Annotated in this window: 16 protein-coding genes; 7 read left to right on the plus strand and 9 right to left on the minus strand. The window is 67.8% G+C overall.

What is annotated here, in order from left to right; translation table 11 throughout:
* Nucleotides 1–193: 193 nt before the first annotated feature.
* From BM228_RS12605 to BM228_RS12620, 4 genes are all read right to left on the minus strand, one after another.
* Nucleotides 194–1156 carry a TIGR03885 family FMN-dependent LLM class oxidoreductase gene (locus tag BM228_RS12605; RefSeq protein WP_092040677.1) on the minus strand — a complete coding sequence of 321 codons (963 nt, stop codon included), beginning with the start codon at nt 1154–1156 and terminating at the stop codon, nt 194–196.
* A 32-nt stretch (nt 1157–1188) separates the two neighbouring features.
* Nucleotides 1189–3012, minus strand: coding sequence for a glycoside hydrolase family 15 protein (locus BM228_RS12610; RefSeq protein ID WP_092040680.1), 1824 nt, complete (start codon nt 3010–3012; stop codon nt 1189–1191).
* 66 nt (nt 3013–3078) lie between these two features.
* Nucleotides 3079–3969, minus strand: a complete 891-nt coding sequence (locus tag BM228_RS12615) for an SMP-30/gluconolactonase/LRE family protein (protein WP_092040683.1) — start codon at nt 3967–3969, stop codon at nt 3079–3081.
* A gap of 1340 nt (nt 3970–5309) precedes the next feature.
* Nucleotides 5310–9041 carry a vitamin B12-dependent ribonucleotide reductase gene (locus BM228_RS12620; protein WP_092040685.1) on the minus strand — a complete coding sequence of 1244 codons (3732 nt, stop codon included), beginning with the start codon at nt 9039–9041 and terminating at the stop codon, nt 5310–5312.
* Between the two features lie 513 nt (nt 9042–9554).
* Between BM228_RS12620 and BM228_RS12625 the strand changes: the two genes are divergently transcribed.
* Together BM228_RS12625 and BM228_RS12630 are read left to right on the plus strand one after the other, a co-directional pair.
* Nucleotides 9555–9971, plus strand: a complete 417-nt coding sequence (locus BM228_RS12625) for an NADH:ubiquinone oxidoreductase subunit NDUFA12 (protein WP_092040688.1) — start codon at nt 9555–9557, stop codon at nt 9969–9971.
* 210 nt (nt 9972–10181) lie between these two features.
* Nucleotides 10182–10838, plus strand: a complete 657-nt coding sequence (locus BM228_RS12630) for a DUF2155 domain-containing protein (RefSeq protein WP_092040691.1) — start codon at nt 10182–10184, stop codon at nt 10836–10838.
* On the opposite strand, the gene aat is transcribed toward BM228_RS12630, so the two are convergent.
* From aat to BM228_RS12650, 4 genes are all read right to left on the minus strand, one after another.
* Nucleotides 10835–11515, minus strand: coding sequence for a leucyl/phenylalanyl-tRNA--protein transferase (aat, locus tag BM228_RS12635; protein ID WP_092040693.1), 681 nt, complete (start codon nt 11513–11515; stop codon nt 10835–10837). The genes BM228_RS12630 and aat overlap by 4 nt on opposite strands.
* An 88-nt stretch (nt 11516–11603) precedes the next feature.
* Nucleotides 11604–12956, minus strand: a complete 1353-nt coding sequence (gene accC, locus BM228_RS12640; RefSeq protein ID WP_092040696.1) for an acetyl-CoA carboxylase biotin carboxylase subunit — start codon at nt 12954–12956, stop codon at nt 11604–11606.
* Nucleotides 12957–13212: 256 nt separating this feature from the next.
* Nucleotides 13213–13680: an acetyl-CoA carboxylase biotin carboxyl carrier protein gene (gene accB / locus BM228_RS12645; RefSeq protein WP_092040698.1), complete on the minus strand. Its 468-nt coding sequence runs from the start codon at nt 13678–13680 to the stop codon at nt 13213–13215.
* A 260-nt stretch (nt 13681–13940) separates the two neighbouring features.
* Entirely contained in the window at nt 13941–14720 is a 780-nt protein-coding gene (locus tag BM228_RS12650; protein ID WP_092040701.1) for a DsbA family protein, read from the minus strand.
* Nucleotides 14721–14855: 135 nt separating this feature from the next.
* Between BM228_RS12650 and BM228_RS12655 the strand changes: the two genes are divergently transcribed.
* The gene (locus BM228_RS12655; protein WP_092040704.1) at nt 14856–15515 is read left to right on the plus strand and encodes a DUF1345 domain-containing protein; all 660 of its coding nucleotides are present in this window, start codon (nt 14856–14858) and stop codon (nt 15513–15515) included.
* A 79-nt stretch (nt 15516–15594) separates the two neighbouring features.
* Nucleotides 15595–16749 (plus strand): pyridoxal phosphate-dependent aminotransferase, encoded by a 1155-nt coding sequence (locus BM228_RS12660; protein WP_092040706.1) that lies wholly within the window; start codon nt 15595–15597, stop codon nt 16747–16749.
* Between the two features lie 4 nt (nt 16750–16753).
* Here BM228_RS12660 and BM228_RS12665 read toward each other — a convergent pair whose 3' ends face one another.
* Nucleotides 16754–17452, minus strand: coding sequence for an HAD family hydrolase (locus BM228_RS12665; RefSeq protein ID WP_092040709.1), 699 nt, complete (start codon nt 17450–17452; stop codon nt 16754–16756).
* Nucleotides 17453–17580: 128 nt separating this feature from the next.
* Here BM228_RS12665 and BM228_RS12670 point away from each other — a divergent pair, with 128 nt between their 5' ends.
* From BM228_RS12670 to BM228_RS12680, 3 genes are all read left to right on the plus strand, one after another.
* The gene (locus BM228_RS12670) at nt 17581–18045 is read left to right on the plus strand and encodes a hypothetical protein (RefSeq protein ID WP_092040712.1); all 465 of its coding nucleotides are present in this window, start codon (nt 17581–17583) and stop codon (nt 18043–18045) included.
* A 130-nt stretch (nt 18046–18175) separates the two neighbouring features.
* Nucleotides 18176–18889: a ribose-5-phosphate isomerase RpiA gene (rpiA, locus tag BM228_RS12675; protein ID WP_092040713.1), complete on the plus strand. Its 714-nt coding sequence runs from the start codon at nt 18176–18178 to the stop codon at nt 18887–18889.
* Nucleotides 18890–18919: 30 nt separating this feature from the next.
* A complete protein-coding gene (locus BM228_RS12680; RefSeq protein ID WP_092040716.1) occupies nt 18920–19483 on the plus strand; it encodes a DUF2059 domain-containing protein in 564 nt (187 codons plus the stop codon).
* Nucleotides 19484–19655: the final 172 nt, after the last annotated feature.

Raw genomic sequence — 19655 nt, forward strand, 5'->3', positions numbered from 1 at the left:
ATGGCGATCCGCACCCAAAACGAACCGCGCCATACAAGCCGCCGCCGTCACGCAGAGACTATCAGAACAGCAGCGTTTTCACACAGCCTCGGTGGAAAGAAGTCTTGCCGCTTTGAGCGCCACACAGCAGTGAAGCAGACAATCGATTCTGCTCGGCACCACCTGGGGCGTGCTTCGCAGAACGGCCTCTCAATCAATGAGGGAAGTTCGATATAACCTTCCGCCCGAAGGCCTCGATGAACGCGGTCTGATCGCCTGCTACCTGATGCACGATGATCTCGGCGGGTCCGAGAGCGGCGAGGTCGTTGAGCCAGGCGGCATGGCGGCCGAGGTCGTTCGAGATCCGGACATAGCCCAGCACGTCCTCGGGCCGCACGAAGCGCGAGGCGGTGTCGAAATCCTCCGGCAGACGCAGGTCCCAGTTCACGTCGCCCTCCAGCATGTTGCTCGCCCATTGGCTGTGGGCCAGGGCGAGGGCCTGCGCGGGATCGGGGTCCCAGCACACCTTCGTCTGGAGGAAGATCGGCTTGCCCTCGCCCCCGCCCTCGCGGAACGCGTCGAAAACCTTGCGCAGCTTGGCCGGCTCGATGCCGACGGTGACGAGGCCGTCGGCCCAGGCCGCCACCGTGCGGGCCGTCTCCGGTGTCACCGCCCCGGCAATCAGCATCGGTGCGCGTTCGGGCCGGGAATAGAGCTTGGCGTCGACCACCGTCACCCGCCCCCGATGGGTCACCGTCTCCCCGGCGAAGAGGCTGCGGATCACCGCGGCGCACTCGGCGAGCCGGGCCGTGCGCTCGGCCTTCTCCGGCCAGGGCAGGCCGGTGACGTCCTCGTTGAGGCGCTGGCCCGATCCGAGGGCGAGCCAGAGCCGTTCGGGGAACATCTCGGATAGGGTGGCGGCCGACTGCGCGAGCACCGCCGGGTGATGGCGGTACACGGGGGCCGTAATGATCCCAAATGGAAGACGGGTCGTGGCCAGCGCCGCGCCGAGCCACGACCAGGCATGGCCCGAATGCCCCTGCTTCAGGCTCCAGGGGCGGAAATGCTCGGAGGACATGGCACAGGCGAAACCCGCCGCCTCCGCCGCCCGGACGTAGCCCAGCAGCGCGGAGGGCGCGTGCTGCTCGTGCGAGACGTGATAGCCGATCCGTGTCACGGTGTTTGCCCCCTTTTTCCCTTGGATCTCGTTTACGCTGCGATCGTCGGCGCACGCCGGGTGTCGGTCTCCCGCATGGTCCGGTCGGCGTAGGTGCCCTGCACGGCGGAGCGTCCGCCATGCTCGTAGAGATCGAGCATCAGCGCGGAATGGACGAGCCCGAGATGGCTGAACGCCTGCGGGAAGTTGCCGAGAAATGCACCATCCTCCGCAGTCTGCTCCGCGATCAGTCCGACATCGTTCTGAAGCACCCGCAGGGCGGCGAAGCGGGTCCGGGCCTCGACCTCCCGGCCGAGCCACAGGAGAGCATCCACCAGCCAGAAGGCACAGAGTACGAAGGTGCCTTCCTTGCCGGGAAGACCGTCGTCGTTCTTGTAGCGATAGACGAGCTGGCCATGGCCCAGTCGCTCGATAACGACATCGACCGTGCGGGCGAAGACCGCTTCGTCGACGGGGAAGCCGACCATCGGGGCAATGAGCAGGGCTGCGTCGACATCCTCACCCCCGGCATATTGCGGGTAGTAGCCGTCCGCGTGCACCGCCTCGCCGTTCACGAAGGCGACGATGCGGTCCCGCTCGGTGCACCACGTCTCCCGTGGGCCGAACAGGCGGATCGCCCGATCGAGGGCCACCCAGTTCATGATCGCCGCGTGCAGGTAGCGCTGCTCCGGCTTTCTCGGCTCCCACAGCCCCGCATCGGGTTCGTGCCAGTGGGCGGCGGAGATGTCCGCCAGCCGCGCCCCGTGCCCGCGCAGGCCCTCGGATAGGGTGCCGCCGAGGCGCTCGTAGAGATAGAACAAATCGAGCACTTGGCCGTAGGCGTCGGCCTGATGCTGGTCGGCCGCGCCATTGCCGTGGTGGACCGGCCCCGATCCGCGCCAGCCCTCGAAGTGCTCGACCACGGTCTCTTCGAGGTCAGCCTCCCCGGAAATGCTGTAGAGCGGCTTGAGCCGTCCCTCCTCCCGATCGCACAACGCGCTGACGAATTCGAAGAACCCCTCGGCCTCGCGGGACATGCCGAACTTCTTGAGCACGTAGAAGGACAGGCAGGCGTCGCGGATCCAGCAGAAGCGGTAGTCCCAGTTGCGAATCCCGCCGACCTCCTCGGGCAGAGATGTCGTGGCTGCCGCCACGATCGCTCCGGTGGGCTCGTAGGTCAGGGTCTTGAGCACCAGGGCCGAGCGCATCAATTCGTCGGCCAGGGGGCCGACATAGGTGGAATCCTTCGTCCACAGGCTCCAGGTCCTGCGCACCTGCTCCATCAGCCCGTAGGCGTCCGGCGTCGTCGCGGGCGGCTCGCCGAGATAGAGGGCAAACGAGTGGCACTCGCCTCCCGACAGGGTGAATCGCGCGACCCCGACCTCGCCCTCGATCTCGAACCGGGCGTCGGTCGAGAGGCCAGGGCATCCCTCGGCGGTGATACGGCCTTCGCGCACCGTCAGCGGTGCGAAGGTCTCGGCAAAGCCGGCCAGGGGGCGGTAGGCCGCGACCATGGGCACCAATCCCGACAGACCCGTCACCAAACGCACCAGACGAGGACGATCTTCGCCACCCTCCGGACCGACCATGAAGTCGTAGAGATGGACGAAGCCGTCCGCCGTGGTGAAGGTCGTCTGCAAGATGTTGGTGCGGCTGAGGTATTGCCGCGCCGTCTCGTAGTCACCCTCGGGGCGGACGACGAAGTACCCACCCCGCCGGCGGTCGAGCAGCCGCGAGAAGGTTGGGTCGGCATCGAACCGCTCCAAGCAGGCCCAATCCAGGGATCCATCCCGGGCCACCAGGGCACAGCCTTCGCAATTGCCCAGCAGCGCGTAGGCTTCGATCGGTTGATAGGCGCGGTCTTCGGGCACAGGCATGACTGCTCCTCGGCGGCGCCATCGCTGCGCTCGCACGGTTCCGGACGGTGGAGGATCGTGGGGGGATCAAGCGTCGAGGTGAAACGCCGGTTCGAGCAGCCCCCGGACGCCGACATCGACCAGGAGGGTCCGGCCATGGTCGGGGTCGGCGGCCCGCGCCGCCTCGTCCAAGCCCTCGTAGCCGGTGGTCACCAGCAGCCGGTCGAGGGAGCGTCCGGCAAAGGTGGGACAGGTCGGCTGCCGCACGGGCACCGTGATCGTGCGGACGCGTTCCCCGGACGGACTGTAGGCGTCGAGACAACTCGCCCCGAAACGCGCCGTCCAGATCAGGCCGTCTGCATCGACCGCCGCTCCGTCGATGCCGCCGTCGCCGACGCTGTGGTCGTAGTGTGTTTCGGGCTCACCCCTCGGCAGGCCGGTGCCTGGATCCAGGGCGACGCGCCGGAGAATGCCCTCGGCGGTGTCGACGAAGTATCCCGTCGCCCCATCGGGCGAGAAGGCGATGCCGTTGGGCGTGGTCAACCCGCCATAGAGCCGCGTGTTGCGCCGTCCGGCGACGTGATAGATGCAGCCGCGCCCCGGCTCGGCGTTCCGCCCCATGGTCCCGATCCAGAGGGCGCCGCTTGGATGCACACGACCATCATTGGATCGGTTGCCAGGCTTGTCGGCTTCAAGGGGGCAGAGCAGGCTCAGATCCCCCGTCGCGATTGTCCGAACGTACAGGCCATCGTCGGCGGACAGGAGGTGGCGGCCCGCGTCGATGGCCGCAACGTCGCTCGCCATGACCGGCAGCGCATGGATCCGCGCCGACGTCGTTGCCGGATCCAGGGATCGTTCGAATAGCCGGGATTCAAGGATGTCGACCCACCACACGGTATCTGTCGCGGGATCGTAGCTCGGCCCTTCGCCGAGGTGGCACCGGGTACCGTCGAGAATGACCACGGATCGATCAGTCATTGATAAGCTCGCCATACACGGTCGAGCGATGACGCGTGTAGAATCTGCTAGTTCCCAATCCTCGATAACTTGTCGCAGCTAGCCTTGATCATGGCCCACGTATCAGACTTGTTTCTAATCCCCACTTCATTCAATGCATTTGTCTGCTGTGCCGACACGCGGACCGCTCCTGGGCGACACCAAGCGCGTGTGGCTTTCCCACTGCCATCGCTCGCCCGACTCACCAAAGCTCCTTATTGCGGGACGCGAGGAGCCCTACCTATTATGCAACGGGATACGCGCGATGGTGGTCCTAGCCGTGGCACACAGCATCTCCGCCCGGTCCATGGACAATGGGCGAATCACTGCCGGAGTAATAGCGAACTGTACGTCCGCTTTCGGGAGCCGCACGGCGGCGCGTGAACGACTGCGTCGGGTCGATAGGAGGCCGTCCGCTTTTCCGGCGGGTCTGCTCCGAACCAGCCATTCCGCTTACGGCCACCTTCGGTCATTCTAGTTCGCTCAGACCTCCAGCAAGCGGACCTTCTGAAGGTCTGAGAAGGATCAGATCCTACCGTTGCTTAGACCGCGAGCCTATGTCCGTTTCCAGGCAACGCACGCAGTAACTCGTACGACTTGGCTGGGCCGCTATAAGCCCGTCCGCTTGTCAGGCAGTCCTTCTCCGAAACGTTCGTCCCGCTATCGGCGTGTTTCTTCCGACAGCACTTTCGAGCCAGAATGAGGGTCTTCACAAACCAGGATCGACCAGCGAGCAACACATGCTCCATCGACAACGGCTTAAGGAGCATACTCGCTGAAGACGGCCACGCATCGAGCTTCGCCATCCATGATCTCGACCTTGGCGGCCTCGATCTCGGCGCTTCGGTGAACGCTCCGGTAAACGAGAACAATCGCCTCGGAAAGTTTTAGGTGACGCACCGTGCGGGCCAACCTTGGTCTGATTTGCGGGCGTCGATGTGGACAATTGCGGGCGAACTGTCCCCTTTGCATCACTCGACAACGGGCGGCCGAAGCCAATCGCCACAAGATTAAATGTACTTGATTTGTTCTCGATAACTTAGGGAGGACGCCGGTCCGGCGTCCTCCATGTCATTTCTCAGTTCAAGCGGTCGGCAGTTCAACGTCGATTCACGCCGGTAAGGTTGTAAATCGTCGACAACCGAGCCTCGAGGCAAACTGCGCAACTTTGCCCTGAGCGAAGCACAACTTATGCTACAATCAACAAGAGGATGAGGCAACCTCAGATCGTTTTTATCAAATTATGCCTCTCAAGGACGACTAACCTAGAAGCAAATTGGACCATCTTTTGCCTCAAGCCACAACAGCACAACACGGCATAATCAACTACACCCCGTTGTGCTTCCACACGTATCGCACTTCAGGCAGGTGCCGTTGCGGACCAGCGTGAAGTTCGCGCATTCCGGGCAGGCTTCGCCGACATAGCCCTTCATCTTCGCCTCGGCGCGGCGGTCGGCGACGGTGCGCTCGGCTTTCGCGAAGGGGAGGGTGTCGGCGATCGTCTCGGCTTGCCTGGCCACCGCGGGCTCGGCTTTCAGCGCCGAGGTGCCGTGGATCGCGTGGACCGTCCCGCCGGCCGGGGCCGATTGGCCGGTGCTGGCGGCGCCGATGCCGACCGTGCCGCCTGCCGGGCCGCCCTGGATCAGGGTGAGGCGGTCGGCCGAGCCGCGCAGCAGGCCGCGCGACACGACCGAGGAGGCTGGCGCGGGCTTGGGACCCTCGCGGGTGGTGTCGGCCGCCTCGCCGCCGCCGAGCACCGTGCCGCCGATCTCGGCGGGGCTGACATGGGCGAGGTCGGCGCGACCGAGATACGAGACCGCGAGTTCCCGGAACACGTAGTCGAGGAGCGAGGTCGCGTTCTTGATCGCGTCGTTGCCCTGCACGAAGCCGGCCGGCTCGAACCGCGTGAAGGTGAAGGCCTCGACATACTCCTCGAGCGGCACGCCGTACTGGAGGCCGAGCGAGATCGCGATGGCGAAGTTGTTCATCAGGCTCCGGAAGGTTGCGCCCTCCTTGTGCATGTCGATGAAGATCTCGCCGAGGCGGCCGTCGTCGTACTCGCCGGTGCGCAGGTAGACTTTGTGGCCGCCCACCACCGCCTTCTGGGTGTAGCCCTTGCGCCGCGCCGGCAGCTTCTCGCGGGACCGGATGTGCTCGACCCGCTCGATCACCCGCTCAACGATCTTTTCGGCGATCTGGGTGGCCTTGGCCGCCGCGGGCGCCTGGATCAGGGCCTCCAAGGCGTCGTCGGCCTCGTCATCCTCATCGGCGATCAAGGCGGCGTTGAGCGGCTGCGACAGCTTTGAGCCGTCGCGGTAGAGGGCGTTCGCCTTCAGCGCCAGGGTCCAGGACAGGCGGTAGGCCGCCTTGCAATCCTCGACGGTGGCGTCGTTGGGCATGTTGATCGTCTTGGAGATCGCCCCCGAGATGAACGGCTGGGCTGCCGCCATCATGCGGATGTGGCTCTCCACCGAGAGGTAGCGCTTGCCGATCCGCCCGCACGGGTTGGCACAATCGAACACCGGGTAATGCTCGGGCTTGAGGCCCGGTGCGCCCTCCAGCGTCATCGCCCCGCAGATATGGGTGTTGGCGACCTCAATGTCCTTCTTCGAGAAGCCGAGGAAGGGCAGCAGCTCGAAGGTCGGGTCCGAGAGCTTCTCGGCCGGGACCTTGAGGGTCTGGATCAGGAAATCGTCGCCGAGCGTCCAGCGGTTGAAGACGAACTTGATGTCGAAGGCCGACTTCAGCCCCTTCTCCACCGCGGCGATCTTGTCGTCGGTGAAGCCTTTGGCGCGCAGGGTGGTCGGGTTGATCGCCGGGGCCTGGCCCATCGAGCCGTGGCCGACAGCGTAGGCCTCGATCTCGGCGATCTCGGATTCCCGGTAGCCGAGCGCCCGCAGCGCGTCCGGCGCCGCCTGGTTGATGATCTTGAAGTAACCGCCGCCGGCGAGCTTCTTGAACTTCACCAGGGCGAAGTCGGGTTCGATGCCGGTGGTGTCGCAATCCATCACGAGGCCGATCGTGCCGGTGGGCGCGATCACGGTCGTCTGGGCGTTGCGGTAGCCGTGGGTCTCGCCGAGCTGGAGCGCCCGGTCCCAGGCCGCCCGGGCATGGGCGCCGAGATTGTCCTGCGGGATGTTGGCGTGGTCCAGCGGCACCGGGGCGATGCTCAGGAACTCGTAGCCCTCGGCCTCGCCATGGGCGGCGCGGCGGTGATTGCGGATCACCTTCAGCATCGCGTCGGCGTTGTCGTCATAGGCCGGGAACGGCCCGAGTTCGGCCGCCATCTCGGCCGAGGTCGCGTAGGCCACGCCGGTCATGATCGCGGTGAGCGCGCCGGCGAGCGCACGGCCCTCATGGGAGTCGTAAGGCAGGCCCATGGTCATCAGCAGGCCGCCGATATTGGCGTAGCCGAGGCCCAGCGTCCGGTAGCGGAAGGACAGCTCCGCGATCTCCTTGGACGGGAACTGCGCCATCATCACGGAGATCTCGAGCACCACCGTCCAGAGGCGGTTCAGGTGCTCGAACGCCTCGACGTCGAAGCGCTTGGTCTGCCGGTCGTACATCGTCAGCAGGTTGGCCGAGGCCAGGTTGCAGGCGGTGTCGTCCAGGAACATGTACTCGGAGCACGGGTTCGAGGCCCGGATCCGGCCGCCCGACGGGCAGGTGTGCCAGTCGTTCATCGTGGTGTTGAAGTGCAGGCCCGGGTCGGCCGAGGCCCAGGCGGCCTCGCCGATCTTCTCCCACAGGTCGCGCGCCTTCAGGGTCTTAGCGGTCTTGCCGGTGGTGCGCTGGGTGAGGTGCCAGTCGGCGTCGGCATCGACCGCGCGTAGGAAGTCGTCGGTGAGCGAGACCGAGTTGTTCGAGTTCTGGCCGGCGACCGTGAGATAGGCCTCGGAGTCCCAGTCGGTGTCGTAGACGGGGAAATCGATCTTGGTGAAGCCCTGGCGAGCGAACTGGACGACGCGCTTGATGTAGGCGTCCGGCACGGAGGCCTTGCGGGCAGCCTTGATCTCGCGCTTCAGCGCCGGGTTGCGCTCAGCATCGAAGCAGGCATCGCCCTCGGCCTCGCACTGGGTGCAGGCCTTCATGACCAGGCCGAGATGCTTGGACACGACCTTGGAGCCGGTCACCAGGGCGGCGACCTTCTGCTCCTCCTTCACCTTCCAGTCGATGAACGCCTCGATATCTGGGTGATCGATATCGACGATCACCATCTTGGCGGCGCGGCGGGTGGTGCCGCCGGACTTGATCGCGCCGGCCGCCCGGTCGCCGATCTTCAGGAAGCTCATCAGGCCCGACGACTTGCCGCCGCCGCCGAGCTTCTCGTTCTCGCCGCGCAGCGCGGAGAAGTTGGAGCCGGTGCCGGAGCCGTACTTGAACAGGCGCGCCTCGCGGACCCACAGGTCCATGATGCCGCCCTCGTTGACGAGGTCGTCCTGCACGCCCTGGATGAAGCAGGCATGCGGTTGCGGGTGCTCGTAGCTGGAAGCCGAGCGAGTCAGCTCACCGGTGCGGTAATCGCAGTAGAAATGGCCCTGGCTCGGGCCGTCGATCCCGTAGGCCCAGTGCAGGCCGGTGTTGAACCACTGCGGCGAGTTCGGCGCCACCATCTGCTTGGCGAGCATGTAGCGCAGCTCGTCGAAGAACGCCGACGCGTCCTCCTCGGAGGAGAAGTAGCGGCCCTTCCAGCCCCAGTACGTCCAGCAGCCAGCGAGCCGATCGAACACCTGCGTGGCGGAAGACTCGGAGCCGATGCGCTCCTCCTCAGGCAGGTCGGCCAGAGCGGCCTCGTCAGCCACCGAGCGCCACAGGAAGGAGGGGACGTCGTTCTCCTCGACCTTCTTCAGGCGAGCGGGAACACCGGCCTTGCGAAAGTACTTCTGGGCCAGCACGTCGCTGGCGACCTGGCTCCAGCTCTCCGGCACGTCGATGCCGTCCAGGCGGAACACCACGGAGCCGTCGGGATTGCGGATCTCGCTCAGGGCCTTGCGGAACGGAATGCCCGTGTAGGGCGACTGTCCGGCCGTGGTGTAGCGACGCTCGAACCGCATGAAACACACCTCTCCCGTCGGGACACGAATGTCCCGGCCCCGCTGGACGCGGAGTCGATACCCATTAAGGGGGTCGCGTTCGCCCGCGCCCGGAAAGCGGGCACGCGGCGATGTCGCGAAGATGATTCAGGGACGGTCGAACCTGCCGAAACGCACCACAGGGGCGGCGCGACCGATGCAGGGACATTACCGCCGCCATCGCTCTCACGTCAACAAGTAGTGTGCGCCCCGCCGGTTCCCCGCTAGATGTTGTGCCGGCTCGCATAAATCTGTGGATATCCGGGTCGCACCCGATAAGTGCCCTTCCGGCATTCGGGATTCGCCTCGGAAAAATTTTCGATCCACACCCCTAAGTAGAGGCACTTCCCGGGGCTCGCGAATACGCCGCAGCCGCCCGGCGCCGGCGTTGCCGCACAGCGACAGTTGGGCCGAAGCGCTGGACTCGCGGGCGCGCGCTCACCATAACGGCGCCACGATGCGCCCGTGCGGCGCGGCTTAAAACCGGGACCGGCGATGGCGCTGAAGGACACTTTGCTGCGCGTCTTCACGTGGTGGAACGGCCAGACCGTCTCGCTGGCGCTCCAGACCGCGCGCTCCGGCATCTTCGTCGGCGAGGACGATTTCGGAAACAAGTATTACAAGGCGGAAGGCGCGCTGATCGACCGCTCGGTCGGCTCGGAGCGGCGCTGGGTGGTCTATAACGGCTACGCCGACGCCTCGAAGGTGCCTCCGGGCTGGCGCGGATGGCTGTGCCACAACGTCGACCTCGCCCCGAGCGAGGAGGATTACACGCCACGCCCCTGGCAGAAGCCCCATATCGAGAACCAGACCGGCACGCCGAATGCCTACCGGCCGCAGGGCTCGCAGCTCTCGTGGGGCTCCCGCCCGGCGGCGACCGGCGACTACGTGTCCTGGACACCCGGCGAATAGGCTTGCGGCTCCGGCGCCCTTTTGCCGCCACCGTTCCGGTGTTCACGTCGGAGCCATCCGATCCGACCGCCGCACCCGTGACGGCGCGACCGGCCTTCCTCTAGAGCCCCGCCCCGGATCCGGGACGCGGCTCTGGGGTCCTTGTTTCGCATCGTCGTCGTCCGAAGGCCGGCCGCCACCGTTCGGGACGATGCTTTAGGGGTCCGAGCCTTGAGCCGCAGCAAAGCCCTCGCACGCCCCGTCCTAACCGGTGCCCTGGCGCTCGCCCTCTGCGCCGGGCCGGCTGCGGCCGACAAGATCAAGAACCCGACCGCGGTGTTCTCCGGCCTCGACAAGATCACCGGCCGCATTGTGTCCTTCGAGGTCGCGGTGGACGAGACCGTGCAGTTCGGCTCGCTGCAGATGACCCCGCGGGTCTGCTACACGCGCCCGCCCACCGAGAGCGCCAAGACCACGGCCTTCCTTGAGGTCGACGAGGTCACGCTCGACAACAAGTATCGCCGCATCTTCACCGGGTGGATGTTCGCGTCGAGCCCGGGTCTGCACGCGATCGAGCACCCGATCTACGATGTCTGGCTGGTCGACTGCAAAGGCGGCAGCGACGTGATCGCCGAGGCGAAGGAACAGGAGGACGTGCCTGCGGTCGCCGCCAAGCCCGAGAAGGCGAAGCGCCCCGGCCGGGATGCGACCAAGACCGCTCAGCAGCTTAACGCCGCCGGTCAGGTCGATGTCGAGGCGCCGCGCGGCGTGCCGGTGCAGCCTCGCCAGAAGCCCTCGCGCAAATTCTTCCCGTCGAATGAGGGCCCGGCGCCGGCCCCGCCGCCTCCGCCACAGCCGCAGAACCTGTTCGACGCGCTGTTCCGTTAGGATTCGGCGGCGCCTAACGCCGCCAGCACCTGCACGCCCGGCACGGAGCCGTCGCAGGGCCAGACGTTCCAATCCGCGACCTGATCGAGGGCGTTGGCGAGCCGCCGCTTGTAGATGTGCCGCGGCAATTCCTCGGCGCCGAACTGCGTGAGGTGGTCGGTGACGAACTGGGTGTCGGCGAGCCGGTAGCCGCCAGCGCGCAGCCGCGCCATCAAGTGGACCAAGGCGACCTTCGAGGCGTCGCGCACCTCGTGGAACATGCTCTCGCCGAAGAACGCCGCCCCCAGCGAGACGCCGTAGAGACCGCCGACGAGGCGCCGCTCCTCCCCCGCATAAACTTCGACGGTGTGGACGTGGCCGATGTCGAACAGGGCGCCGTAGAGTTCGCGGATGCGGCCGTTAATCCAGGTCTTCTCGCTGTCCCGGCGCGGGGCGGCGCAGCCGCTGATCACCCCATCGAAATCGGTGTCGCACCGGACCTCGAACTGGTCGGACCGCACCGTCCGGGCGAGACGGCGGGACACCCGGAACCCGTCCAGCGGCAGGACGCCGCGCGCCCGCGGCTCGACCCAGTACAGGGTCGGATCGCTTGCATCCTCCGCCATCGGGAAGATGCCTGCCGCGTAGGCCTTCAGCAGGATCTCGGGGGTGATGTCCACGCGGGTCGGATCGTGCATGGGGCGAGTGTCGCGCGGGGCCGGTCCAAATGCCAGAGCCGGCACCGGCCGCCATCGCCGCAAGGGCGGTGGCTGATCCCGAACGGGATCAGACCTTCATGCCGCCCTCATCCAAGAAATGCTCGAGCCAATGGATGTCGTAGAGGCCGTTCTGGACGTCCGGGTTGCGGACGAGAGTGCGGAACAGCGGCAGGGTGGTGTCGATGCCATCGATCACGAACTCGTCCAAGGCCCGGCGCAGGCGCATCAGGCACTCGTTGCGCGTGCGGCCGTGGACGATCAGCTTGCCGATCAACGAGTCGTAATGCGGCGGGATCCGGTAGCCCTGGAAGGCCGCCGAATCGACCCGGACCCCGAGGCCGCCGGGGGTGTGGTAATGGGTGATCTGTCCGGGGGAGGGCCGGAAGGTCTCCGGGTGTTCGGCGTTGATCCGGCACTCGATGGCGTGCCCCTCGACCTTGATGTCGGATTGCGAGACCGAGAGCGGGCCGCCCGAGGCGACCTGGATCTGCTCGATCACGAGGTCGATCCCGGTGATCATCTCGGTGACCGGATGCTCGACCTGGATGCGGGTGTTCATCTCGATGAAATAGAACTTCCCGTCCTCGTACAGGAACTCGACGGTGCCGGCGCCGAGATAGCCCAGCTCCTTCATGGCGTTGGCGCAGATGCCGCCGATCTCAGCGCGCATCGACTCGTTGAGTGCGGGAGAGCCGCCTTCCTCCCAGACCTTCTGGTGGCGGCGCTGGAGCGAGCAATCGCGCTCGGCCAGATGCACCGCGTTGCCGCGGCCGTCGCCGAGCACCTGCACCTCGATATGGCGGGGCTTCTCCAGGTACTTCTCCAGATAGACCGCGTCGTCGCCGAAGGCGGCCTTGGCCTCGGAGCGGGCCATGCCGATCGCCTGCTCCAGCTCGGCCTCGGTGCGGGCGACCTTCATGCCGCGCCCGCCGCCGCCGGCCGCCGCCTTCACCAAGACGGGGTAGCCGATCCCGGCCGCGACCCGCTTGGCCTCGTCGGCATCCTCGACGCCGCCCTCGGAGCCCGGCACGCACGGGATGCCGAGCTTCACCGCCGTGCGCTTGGCCTCGATCTTGTCGCCCATGGTGCGGATGTGCTGCGCCTTGGGGCCGATGAAGCCGATCTGGTGATGCGCCAGCACTTCGGCGAAGCGGGCATTCTCCGACAGGAAGCCGTAGCCCGGATGCACCGCATCCGCCCCGGTGATCTCGCAGGCCGCGATGATCGACGGGATGTTGAGGTAGCTGTCCCGGGCGGCGGGCGGCCCGATGCACACGCTCTCGTCGGCGAGCCGGACATGCATGGCATCGGCGTCGGCGGTGGAATGGACCGCCACGGTGGCGATCCCGAGTTCCTTCGCCGCCCGCAGGATGCGCAGGGCGATCTCGCCGCGGTTCGCGATCAGGATCTTGTCGAACATCGAACCCTTAGAGCGTCGTGGCGTCCGGAATGGACCGCGCAGGACGATCTATCCTCTTGTTGCGCGGCGTTTTCCAGGGCCGAAGCGAAAGCCGGTCCGGCGGAAGACGCCCAAATCCCCCGAGGCCGAGGCGATCACCGCCTCGTCGCGGGACGCGGACCGAAGTGCGGAGCGGACGCACCGCCCGGCACTTCGCGAAAAGCCTTGTCGGCGCATCGTCGTCCGGAAGCCGGCCGAAGCCGTCCAGGACAATGCGTCAGGCGATGACGAGCAGCGCCTCGCCGAACTCGACCGGCTGGCCGTCCTCGACGAAGATCGCCGTGACCGTGCCGGCCCGGGGGGCCACGATCTCGTTGAAGGTCTTCATCGCCTCGATGAGGAGCAGCTTGTCGCCGGCCTCGACCTTCGAGCCGACGTCGATGAACGCCTTGGCCTCGGGGGAGGGGCGCAGATAGGCGGTCCCGACCATCGGGGACGGCACCGAGCCGGGATGCGTGCGGGCGGGCTCGGCCGGGGCGAGGGCGCCGGTCGGCGCTGCGGCAGGCGGCGCCACGGCGGCGATAGGCGCGGGGGCCGCGACTTGGACGTTCACCGGCTCGAGCCGGCGCACGACGCGGATGCGCAGGTCGCCCTTCTCGACCTCGATCTCGGACAGGCCGGTCTCGGTGACGAGGTTGGCGAGTTCGCGCACGAGCTCGGAGTCGATGGGATCGTTCTTGGGCATCCGGCCTTCTTCGTATCGCGCCGCGGCGGTCGGTTCATCCGGCATGCGCGCTGGCACTCGATCACAGCCTCATGGCTGGCGGCTCTTAGCGCATCGTTCCGGGGATCGGAACCGGCTCGATGCGCTAGAACTTTGGATTTGCATCGTCTTTTTCCGAAAGGCGGCAACCACCTTTCGGGACGATGCTCTAGACGAAGGCGGCCCGGCGCGACAAGGCCGCGCCCTCCGCCATCCGCCGGTGGTTGGTCCAGCCCGACGCCTCAGCAGGAGGCGTGGCCGCATTGGCGCACATCCACGATGGTCTTGCGGATCGGATCGACGCCGACGGCGCCGGGAATCACCTCGTCGCCGATGATGAAGGCCGGCGTGCCTGAGAGGCCGAGCCGATCGCCGAGGCCGCGATTCTCGCTGAGCGCGGCCTTCACCTCGGGGGAGGCCATGTCCTTCTGCAGCTTGGTCGTGTCGGCACCGAGATCCTTGGCGACCTGGATGGCGCGGGCGCCATTCACCCGGCCCTTGGTCTCAAGCAGCTTCTGGTGGAACTCAAACAGCTTGTCGCCCTTGAGCTGCTGGCGCACGGCGACCGCGACTTGGCTCGCCTCAAGCGATTCCGGGCCGAGCACCGGGAAGTCCTTGATCACCACCCGGAGCTTCGGGTCGGTCTTGATCAGGGTCTGCACGTCGACCAGCGCCTTGCGACAATAGCCGCAATTGTAGTCGAAGAACTCGACCAGCGTGACGTCGCCCGTCGGGTTGCCAGCGACCACGTCGTGCGGGCCATTGATCAGGGCCTCACGGGCCTCCTTGAGGGCGGCCGTCTGGGCGAGGCGCTGCGTCTCCGCCTGCTGCTTCTCAGCCTCGGCCAGCGCCTCCTGCAGCACTTCCGGGTGCTTGACCAGGTAGTCCTTGATGATCGCCTCGATGCCGGCGCGCTGCGCGTCGGTGAAGGGCGCCGCCGGTTGCGCGGCGTCCTGGGCCAGGGCGGGGCCGGCAAGGGTGAGCGCCAGGGCCAGCGCGGGCAGGGAGCGGTTGAAGAACATGGATCCTCGCTTGCGCGGCGGGCCGGCCCGCGCATGGCGCGAGCGGTAGGGGCTGGGTTAGGCGTTTTCGCGGCGCCGGGTCAAATCACGTGCCCGGCAAGCGAATCCCAGCCGCCGAGCGGAACCAATCCCGATATGCCCAAGCTGTTCCAGGCCTTCTGGCTGCGTCCGCACCTGCTTTGCTCGATCGTGGTGGCGATCATCGCCGCCTTGCTGGTGCCCAGCCTCGATCCGGGGATGCGGCTCCTGACCGGCTGGTGCGCCGGCGTGATCGTTCATGCAGGCCTGGTGATCCGCCGGGCCACAGGGCAGACCCGGGATTCGATGCGCCGCGAGGCCGCACGGCTCGACGACAGCGCCGGGGTTATTACGGTCTTCGCCCTGTTGGCCGCTGCAGCGAGCCTCGGCTCGGTCGCGGTGCTTGTGGTCGGCGGCCGCATCGCCGGCTCTGGCGAGCGCTACGCCCTGGCGCTCGCGGGCATGAGCCTGCTCTGCACATGGGTGTTCGTGCAGATGATCTTCACCGTGCACTACGCGCACGTCTATTACGGTACCGAGGACGAGGCCGGCGGCGAGCGCGGCGGCCTCGATTTCCACGGCGATCCGGAGCCGGATTTCTGGGATTTTCTGTATTTCACCGTGACCATCGGAGCGGCGGCGGCCACCTCCGACACCAACCTCACCAGCAAGCGCATGCGGCGGATCGCGACCGTGCAGACGGTGGGCGCCTACCTGTTCAACACCGGCATCCTGGCGCTGGTGGTCAACATGGCAGCGGGCCTAGCGCCGCACTGACGCCGGTTGAGGCCGGAGCCGCCAGGGTCTAACCCCATGCCCTCCGGCCGACTCGCCCTCGCGCACCCGTCAGGACAACATGATCCCGATCTCCCGGCGAGCCGCCGCCGTCCAGCCGTTCCTCGCCATGGACGTCATGGCCGCCGCCGCCGCCAAGGCCCGGCGCGGCGACGACGTGGTGCGCATGGAGGTCGGCCAGCCCTCGGCACCGGCCCCACGGGCGGTGATCGCGGCGACGCAGGCGGCCCTCGCCACCGGACGGGTCCCCTATACCGAGGCGCTCGGCCTGCCGGCCCTGCGCGAGCGCATCGCCCGGGACTATGCCGAGCGCCACGGCGTCGCCGTGAGCCCGGAGCGGGTGGTCATCACCACCGGCTCCTCGGCGGGTTTCGTGCTGGCCTTCATGAGCCTGTTCGATGCCGGCGCCCGGGTGGCGGTGCCGCAGCCCGGCTACCCGGCCTATCGCAGCATCCTGGCCGCCCTCGACCTCGTTCCGGCCCCGATGGTGCTACGCGCAGAGGACCGCTTCGCCCCGACCGCCGCCCTGCTGCGCGAGACCCATGATCGAGATCCGGTGGCAGGCGCCCTGGTGATGAGCCCGGCCAACCCTTCCGGCACGGTGATCACGGAGGGCGCGTTGCGCGAGCTCTGCGCGGCCGCCGGCGCGCTGGGCCTGCCGCTGATCTCGGACGAGATCTATCACGGCCTCAGCTACGGCCTGCCGACCGTCACCGCCCTGCGGTTCGACCCCGACGCCGTGGTGATCAACTCGTTCTCGAAATACCACTGCATGACCGGCTGGCGCGTCGGCTGGATGGTCGTGCCCGAGGCCCTGGTCCGCCCGATCGAGCGGCTGGCGCAGAATCTCTACATCTCGGCGCCGTACCTCTCGCAGGTCGGCGCGCTGGCGGCGCTCGACGCCACGGACGAGCTCGACGCGGTGCGCGATGGCTACGCCCGCAACCGGGCGATCCTGCTCGACGCGCTGCCGGGCCTCGGCCTCGGGCGCGTGCACCCGGCCGACGGCGCCTTCTACCTCTACGCGGACGTGGCGAACCTGACCAACGACGCCACGAGCTTCTGCCGGCGCATGCTCGACGAGGCCAACGTCGCCGCCACCCCGGGGCTCGATTTCGACCCGGATCTCGGCCACCACCACGTCCGGTTCTCGTTCGCGGGCTCCGAGGCCGAGTGCCACGAGGCGGTGGCGCGGTTGCGGAGCTGGCTGCGCTGAATTCTTAAGCGGCTTCTACCGGCACCAGGGCGCGGACCGCCTCGGCAAGGTCCGAAAAATGCTCGATCACCCGGTCGGGCCCGAGTTCTGTCACCGGGACGTCGGTGTAGCCGAAGGTTACCGCCACCACCGGAATGCCGGCGGCCTTGGCGGTGTCGATATCGGTGCGGGAATCGCCGACCATGACGGCCCGGGCCGGGTCGCCCCCGGCGCGCGCGATCGTGCCGGTGAGGTGGCTCGGATTGGGCTTGTAGACCGGGAAGGTGTCGCGCCCGCAGATCGCCGCGAAGCGGTGGCCGATTCCGAGCAGGCGCAGCAGCTCCACCGATTGGCCCTCGAACTTGTTGGTGCAGACCGCCAGCCGGAAGCCGGCCGCCTCCAGCGTATCGAGGGCCTCCACCACGCCGGGATAGAGGTGGGAGGTGTCGGCGAGGTGCTCGCCGTAATGGGCGATGAAGGCCTCGAACAGCCGCTCGTGATCCTCCGGCGAGAGCGCGCGGCCCTCCGCCTCGAAGCCGCGCCGGATAAGCGCCTTGGCACCGGCCCCGATCAGGCCGCGGGCCTGGGACAGGGGCAGCTCGGCCAAGCCTTCCCGCTTCATCAGCACGTTGAGCGTGCCGATCAGGTCGCCCGCGGTTTCGGCCAGCGTCCCGTCCAGGTCGAACACGGCGATCGGCGGGCGGGTCGTCGGTTCGGCGGGCATCCGGTCGGGCTCCTGTTGGGGTCCGGCCTCGCTAAAGGCGCCCGGCGCCGCGGGCAAGGCGGCGCGGCGCCCCACACTCGCCCGAAAGCCCAGCGAAAGGCGAAGGGCGTCAGCTCCCGGATCCCGAGATGAAACCGTCCCTGCCTCTCCTCGCCCTCTGCCTTGGGCTCGCCGGCGCGCCGGCCGCCGCGACCTCGTTCGAGTTCGTGCCCGCGCCGCAGACCGACCTGAACCGCATGTACCGGGTCGACAAGGTCACGGGCGAGGTGACGTCGTGCCAGTACGGGCTGCAGGAATCGGCCGGCGGCATCGGCCAGACCGTGTGCTTCGGCCCGGGGGAGGGTGCAGGGGCCCAGGCCCCGTCGGAATACGGCCTGGTGGCGAGCCGCCACACCCGGGAGGCCGGCGTGTTCCGGGTCAATTACCGCACCGGCGAGATGAGCATCTGCTTCGTGCTGGTGAAGAAGGAGCAGGTGGTCTGCACCCAGCAGGCCAAGCCTGGCGCCGAGGCGAGTTCCGACGCGCCGCTCACTGGGCCGGCTCCCGGCCGGGCCGGGGCCAGCGCCACGCCCGCACAGGGCGGCCGCTTTTGACGCGGGCCGCCCCGCGGAGGCGTTCCGGTCCGCCCTGCGGCGTGCTACGGGCCGCGCGACTCTCTCAGGAAGACCGGCTGCCCCGCATGCGCGCCCTCACGATTCATCCCGTCGACCGGACGGCCCGGCCTTGAGCGGGCCGGACCTGCGCCGGGCCGCCGCCGCGCGCGCCCTCGAGCTGATCGAGCCCGGCATGCGGCTCGGCCTCGGCACCGGCTCGACCGCAGCGGCGTTCGTGGCCTTGCTCGGCGAACGGGTTCGGGCCGGGCTCGACATCGTCGGCGTACCGACCTCGGAAGCGACCCGGTTGCAGGCCGAGGGCCTCGGCATCCGCCTCGCGACGCTCGACGAGTTGCCCGAGCTCGACCTGACCATCGACGGCGCCGACGAGGTCGACGACCAGCTGCGCCTGATCAAGGGCGGCGGGGCTGCGCTCCTGCGGGAAAAGATTGTCGCCTGCGCCAGCCGCCGCATGGTGGTGATCGCCGACGCGGCCAAGCACGTCGCCCGGCTCGGCGCCTTCCCGCTGCCGATCGAGGTGAACCTGTTCGGCCTCACCGCCACGCACCGGGCGGTCGAAGCGGCCGTCGCCCGGGTGGGCTGCACCGGCCCGGTCCGGCTGCGGCGCGATCCCGCCGGCAAGCCGATCCTCACCGATGGCGGACATCACATCCTCGACGCCCATCTCGGCGCCATCCCCGATCCTGACGCCCTTGGCGCCGCCCTCTGGGCGGTGCCGGGCGTGGTCGAGCACGGCCTGTTCCTCGGCATCGCCGATGCCGCGATCCTGGCGGCGGACCGGGACGGGCAGGCCGAGGTCACCGTTCTCGGCAGCTTGGTCTGAAGCGCCATACTCCTCGCAGGAACGTTCAGCATGTCCCGACGCCTCACCGCCGCGCTCGGCCTCGCCCTCGCCGCAGTCACGATCCTTCCGCCGGCTGCCTTGGCCCAAGCGAACAAGTCGGCGCCCGCGAAGCCCGCTGCGCAGCCGAACACACCCGCCGCCGCGACGCCGACCTACACAGCGAGCCACCTGGCGCTGGCCCGGGAAGTGATGCTCAGCTCCGGCATCGCCCGCTCGTTCGATTCGGTCCTGCCGGCCTTCGCCGACCAGATCCGCAAGCAGACCGTGACCCGGCCCGAGCTGACCAAGGATCTCGACGAGGTCCTGACCTCTCTTCAGCCGGAGATGGAGCTGCAGAAGCAGCGCATGATCGACATCGCCGCCCGCACCTACGCGGCGAAGTTTCCGGAGCCCGAGCTGAAGGAAATCGCGACCTTCTTCCGCTCACCGGCCGGCAAGCACTACGTCGAGGCCCAGCCGCAGCTCCTCGACGAGATGGTGCAGGAGATGCAGGACTGGACGCAGGAAGTGTCCGAATACGTCATGGTCCGGGTGCGGGCCGAGATGGGCAAGCGCGGGCACCAGCTGCAGTGAGGGGCTGGGCCGTCGTGAGATCGGCTTCAGCTCAGGCTGTCCCATTCACGCCCTCATCCTGAGGCGACGGAGCGAAGCGGAGGCCTCGAAGGAGCCCTCCAGGGATCACGCGGCCGGCTGGAGAGCTCCCTCGAGGCTCGCTGCACTCGCACCTCAGGATGAGGGGAATGGT

It is taken from the genome of Methylobacterium pseudosasicola (assembly GCF_900114535.1).
GTDB classification, from domain to species: Bacteria; Pseudomonadota; Alphaproteobacteria; order Rhizobiales; family Beijerinckiaceae; genus Methylobacterium; species Methylobacterium pseudosasicola.

Excerpts from the sequence above, each read along its gene's own strand:
- BM228_RS12610 (WP_092040680.1), bottom strand. The coding sequence starts at position 3,012 with ATGCCTGTGCCCGAAGACCGCGCCTATCAACCGATCGAAGCCTACGCG.
- BM228_RS12615 (WP_092040683.1), bottom strand. The coding sequence starts at position 3,969 with ATGACTGATCGATCCGTGGTCATTCTCGACGGTACCCGGTGCCACCTC.
- BM228_RS12620 (WP_092040685.1), bottom strand. The coding sequence starts at position 9,041 with ATGCGGTTCGAGCGTCGCTACACCACGGCCGGACAGTCGCCCTACACG.
- BM228_RS12625 (WP_092040688.1), top strand. The coding sequence starts at position 9,555 with ATGGCGCTGAAGGACACTTTGCTGCGCGTCTTCACGTGGTGGAACGGC.
- aat (WP_092040693.1), bottom strand. The coding sequence starts at position 11,515 with ATGCACGATCCGACCCGCGTGGACATCACCCCCGAGATCCTGCTGAAG.
- accC (WP_092040696.1), bottom strand. The coding sequence starts at position 12,956 with ATGTTCGACAAGATCCTGATCGCGAACCGCGGCGAGATCGCCCTGCGC.
- accB (WP_092040698.1), bottom strand. The coding sequence starts at position 13,680 with ATGCCCAAGAACGATCCCATCGACTCCGAGCTCGTGCGCGAACTCGCC.
- BM228_RS12650 (WP_092040701.1), bottom strand. The coding sequence starts at position 14,720 with ATGTTCTTCAACCGCTCCCTGCCCGCGCTGGCCCTGGCGCTCACCCTT.
- BM228_RS12655 (WP_092040704.1), top strand. The coding sequence starts at position 14,856 with ATGCCCAAGCTGTTCCAGGCCTTCTGGCTGCGTCCGCACCTGCTTTGC.
- BM228_RS12660 (WP_092040706.1), top strand. The coding sequence starts at position 15,595 with ATGATCCCGATCTCCCGGCGAGCCGCCGCCGTCCAGCCGTTCCTCGCC.
- BM228_RS12665 (WP_092040709.1), bottom strand. The coding sequence starts at position 17,452 with ATGCCCGCCGAACCGACGACCCGCCCGCCGATCGCCGTGTTCGACCTG.
- BM228_RS12670 (WP_092040712.1), top strand. The coding sequence starts at position 17,581 with ATGAAACCGTCCCTGCCTCTCCTCGCCCTCTGCCTTGGGCTCGCCGGC.
- BM228_RS12680 (WP_092040716.1), top strand. The coding sequence starts at position 18,920 with ATGTCCCGACGCCTCACCGCCGCGCTCGGCCTCGCCCTCGCCGCAGTC.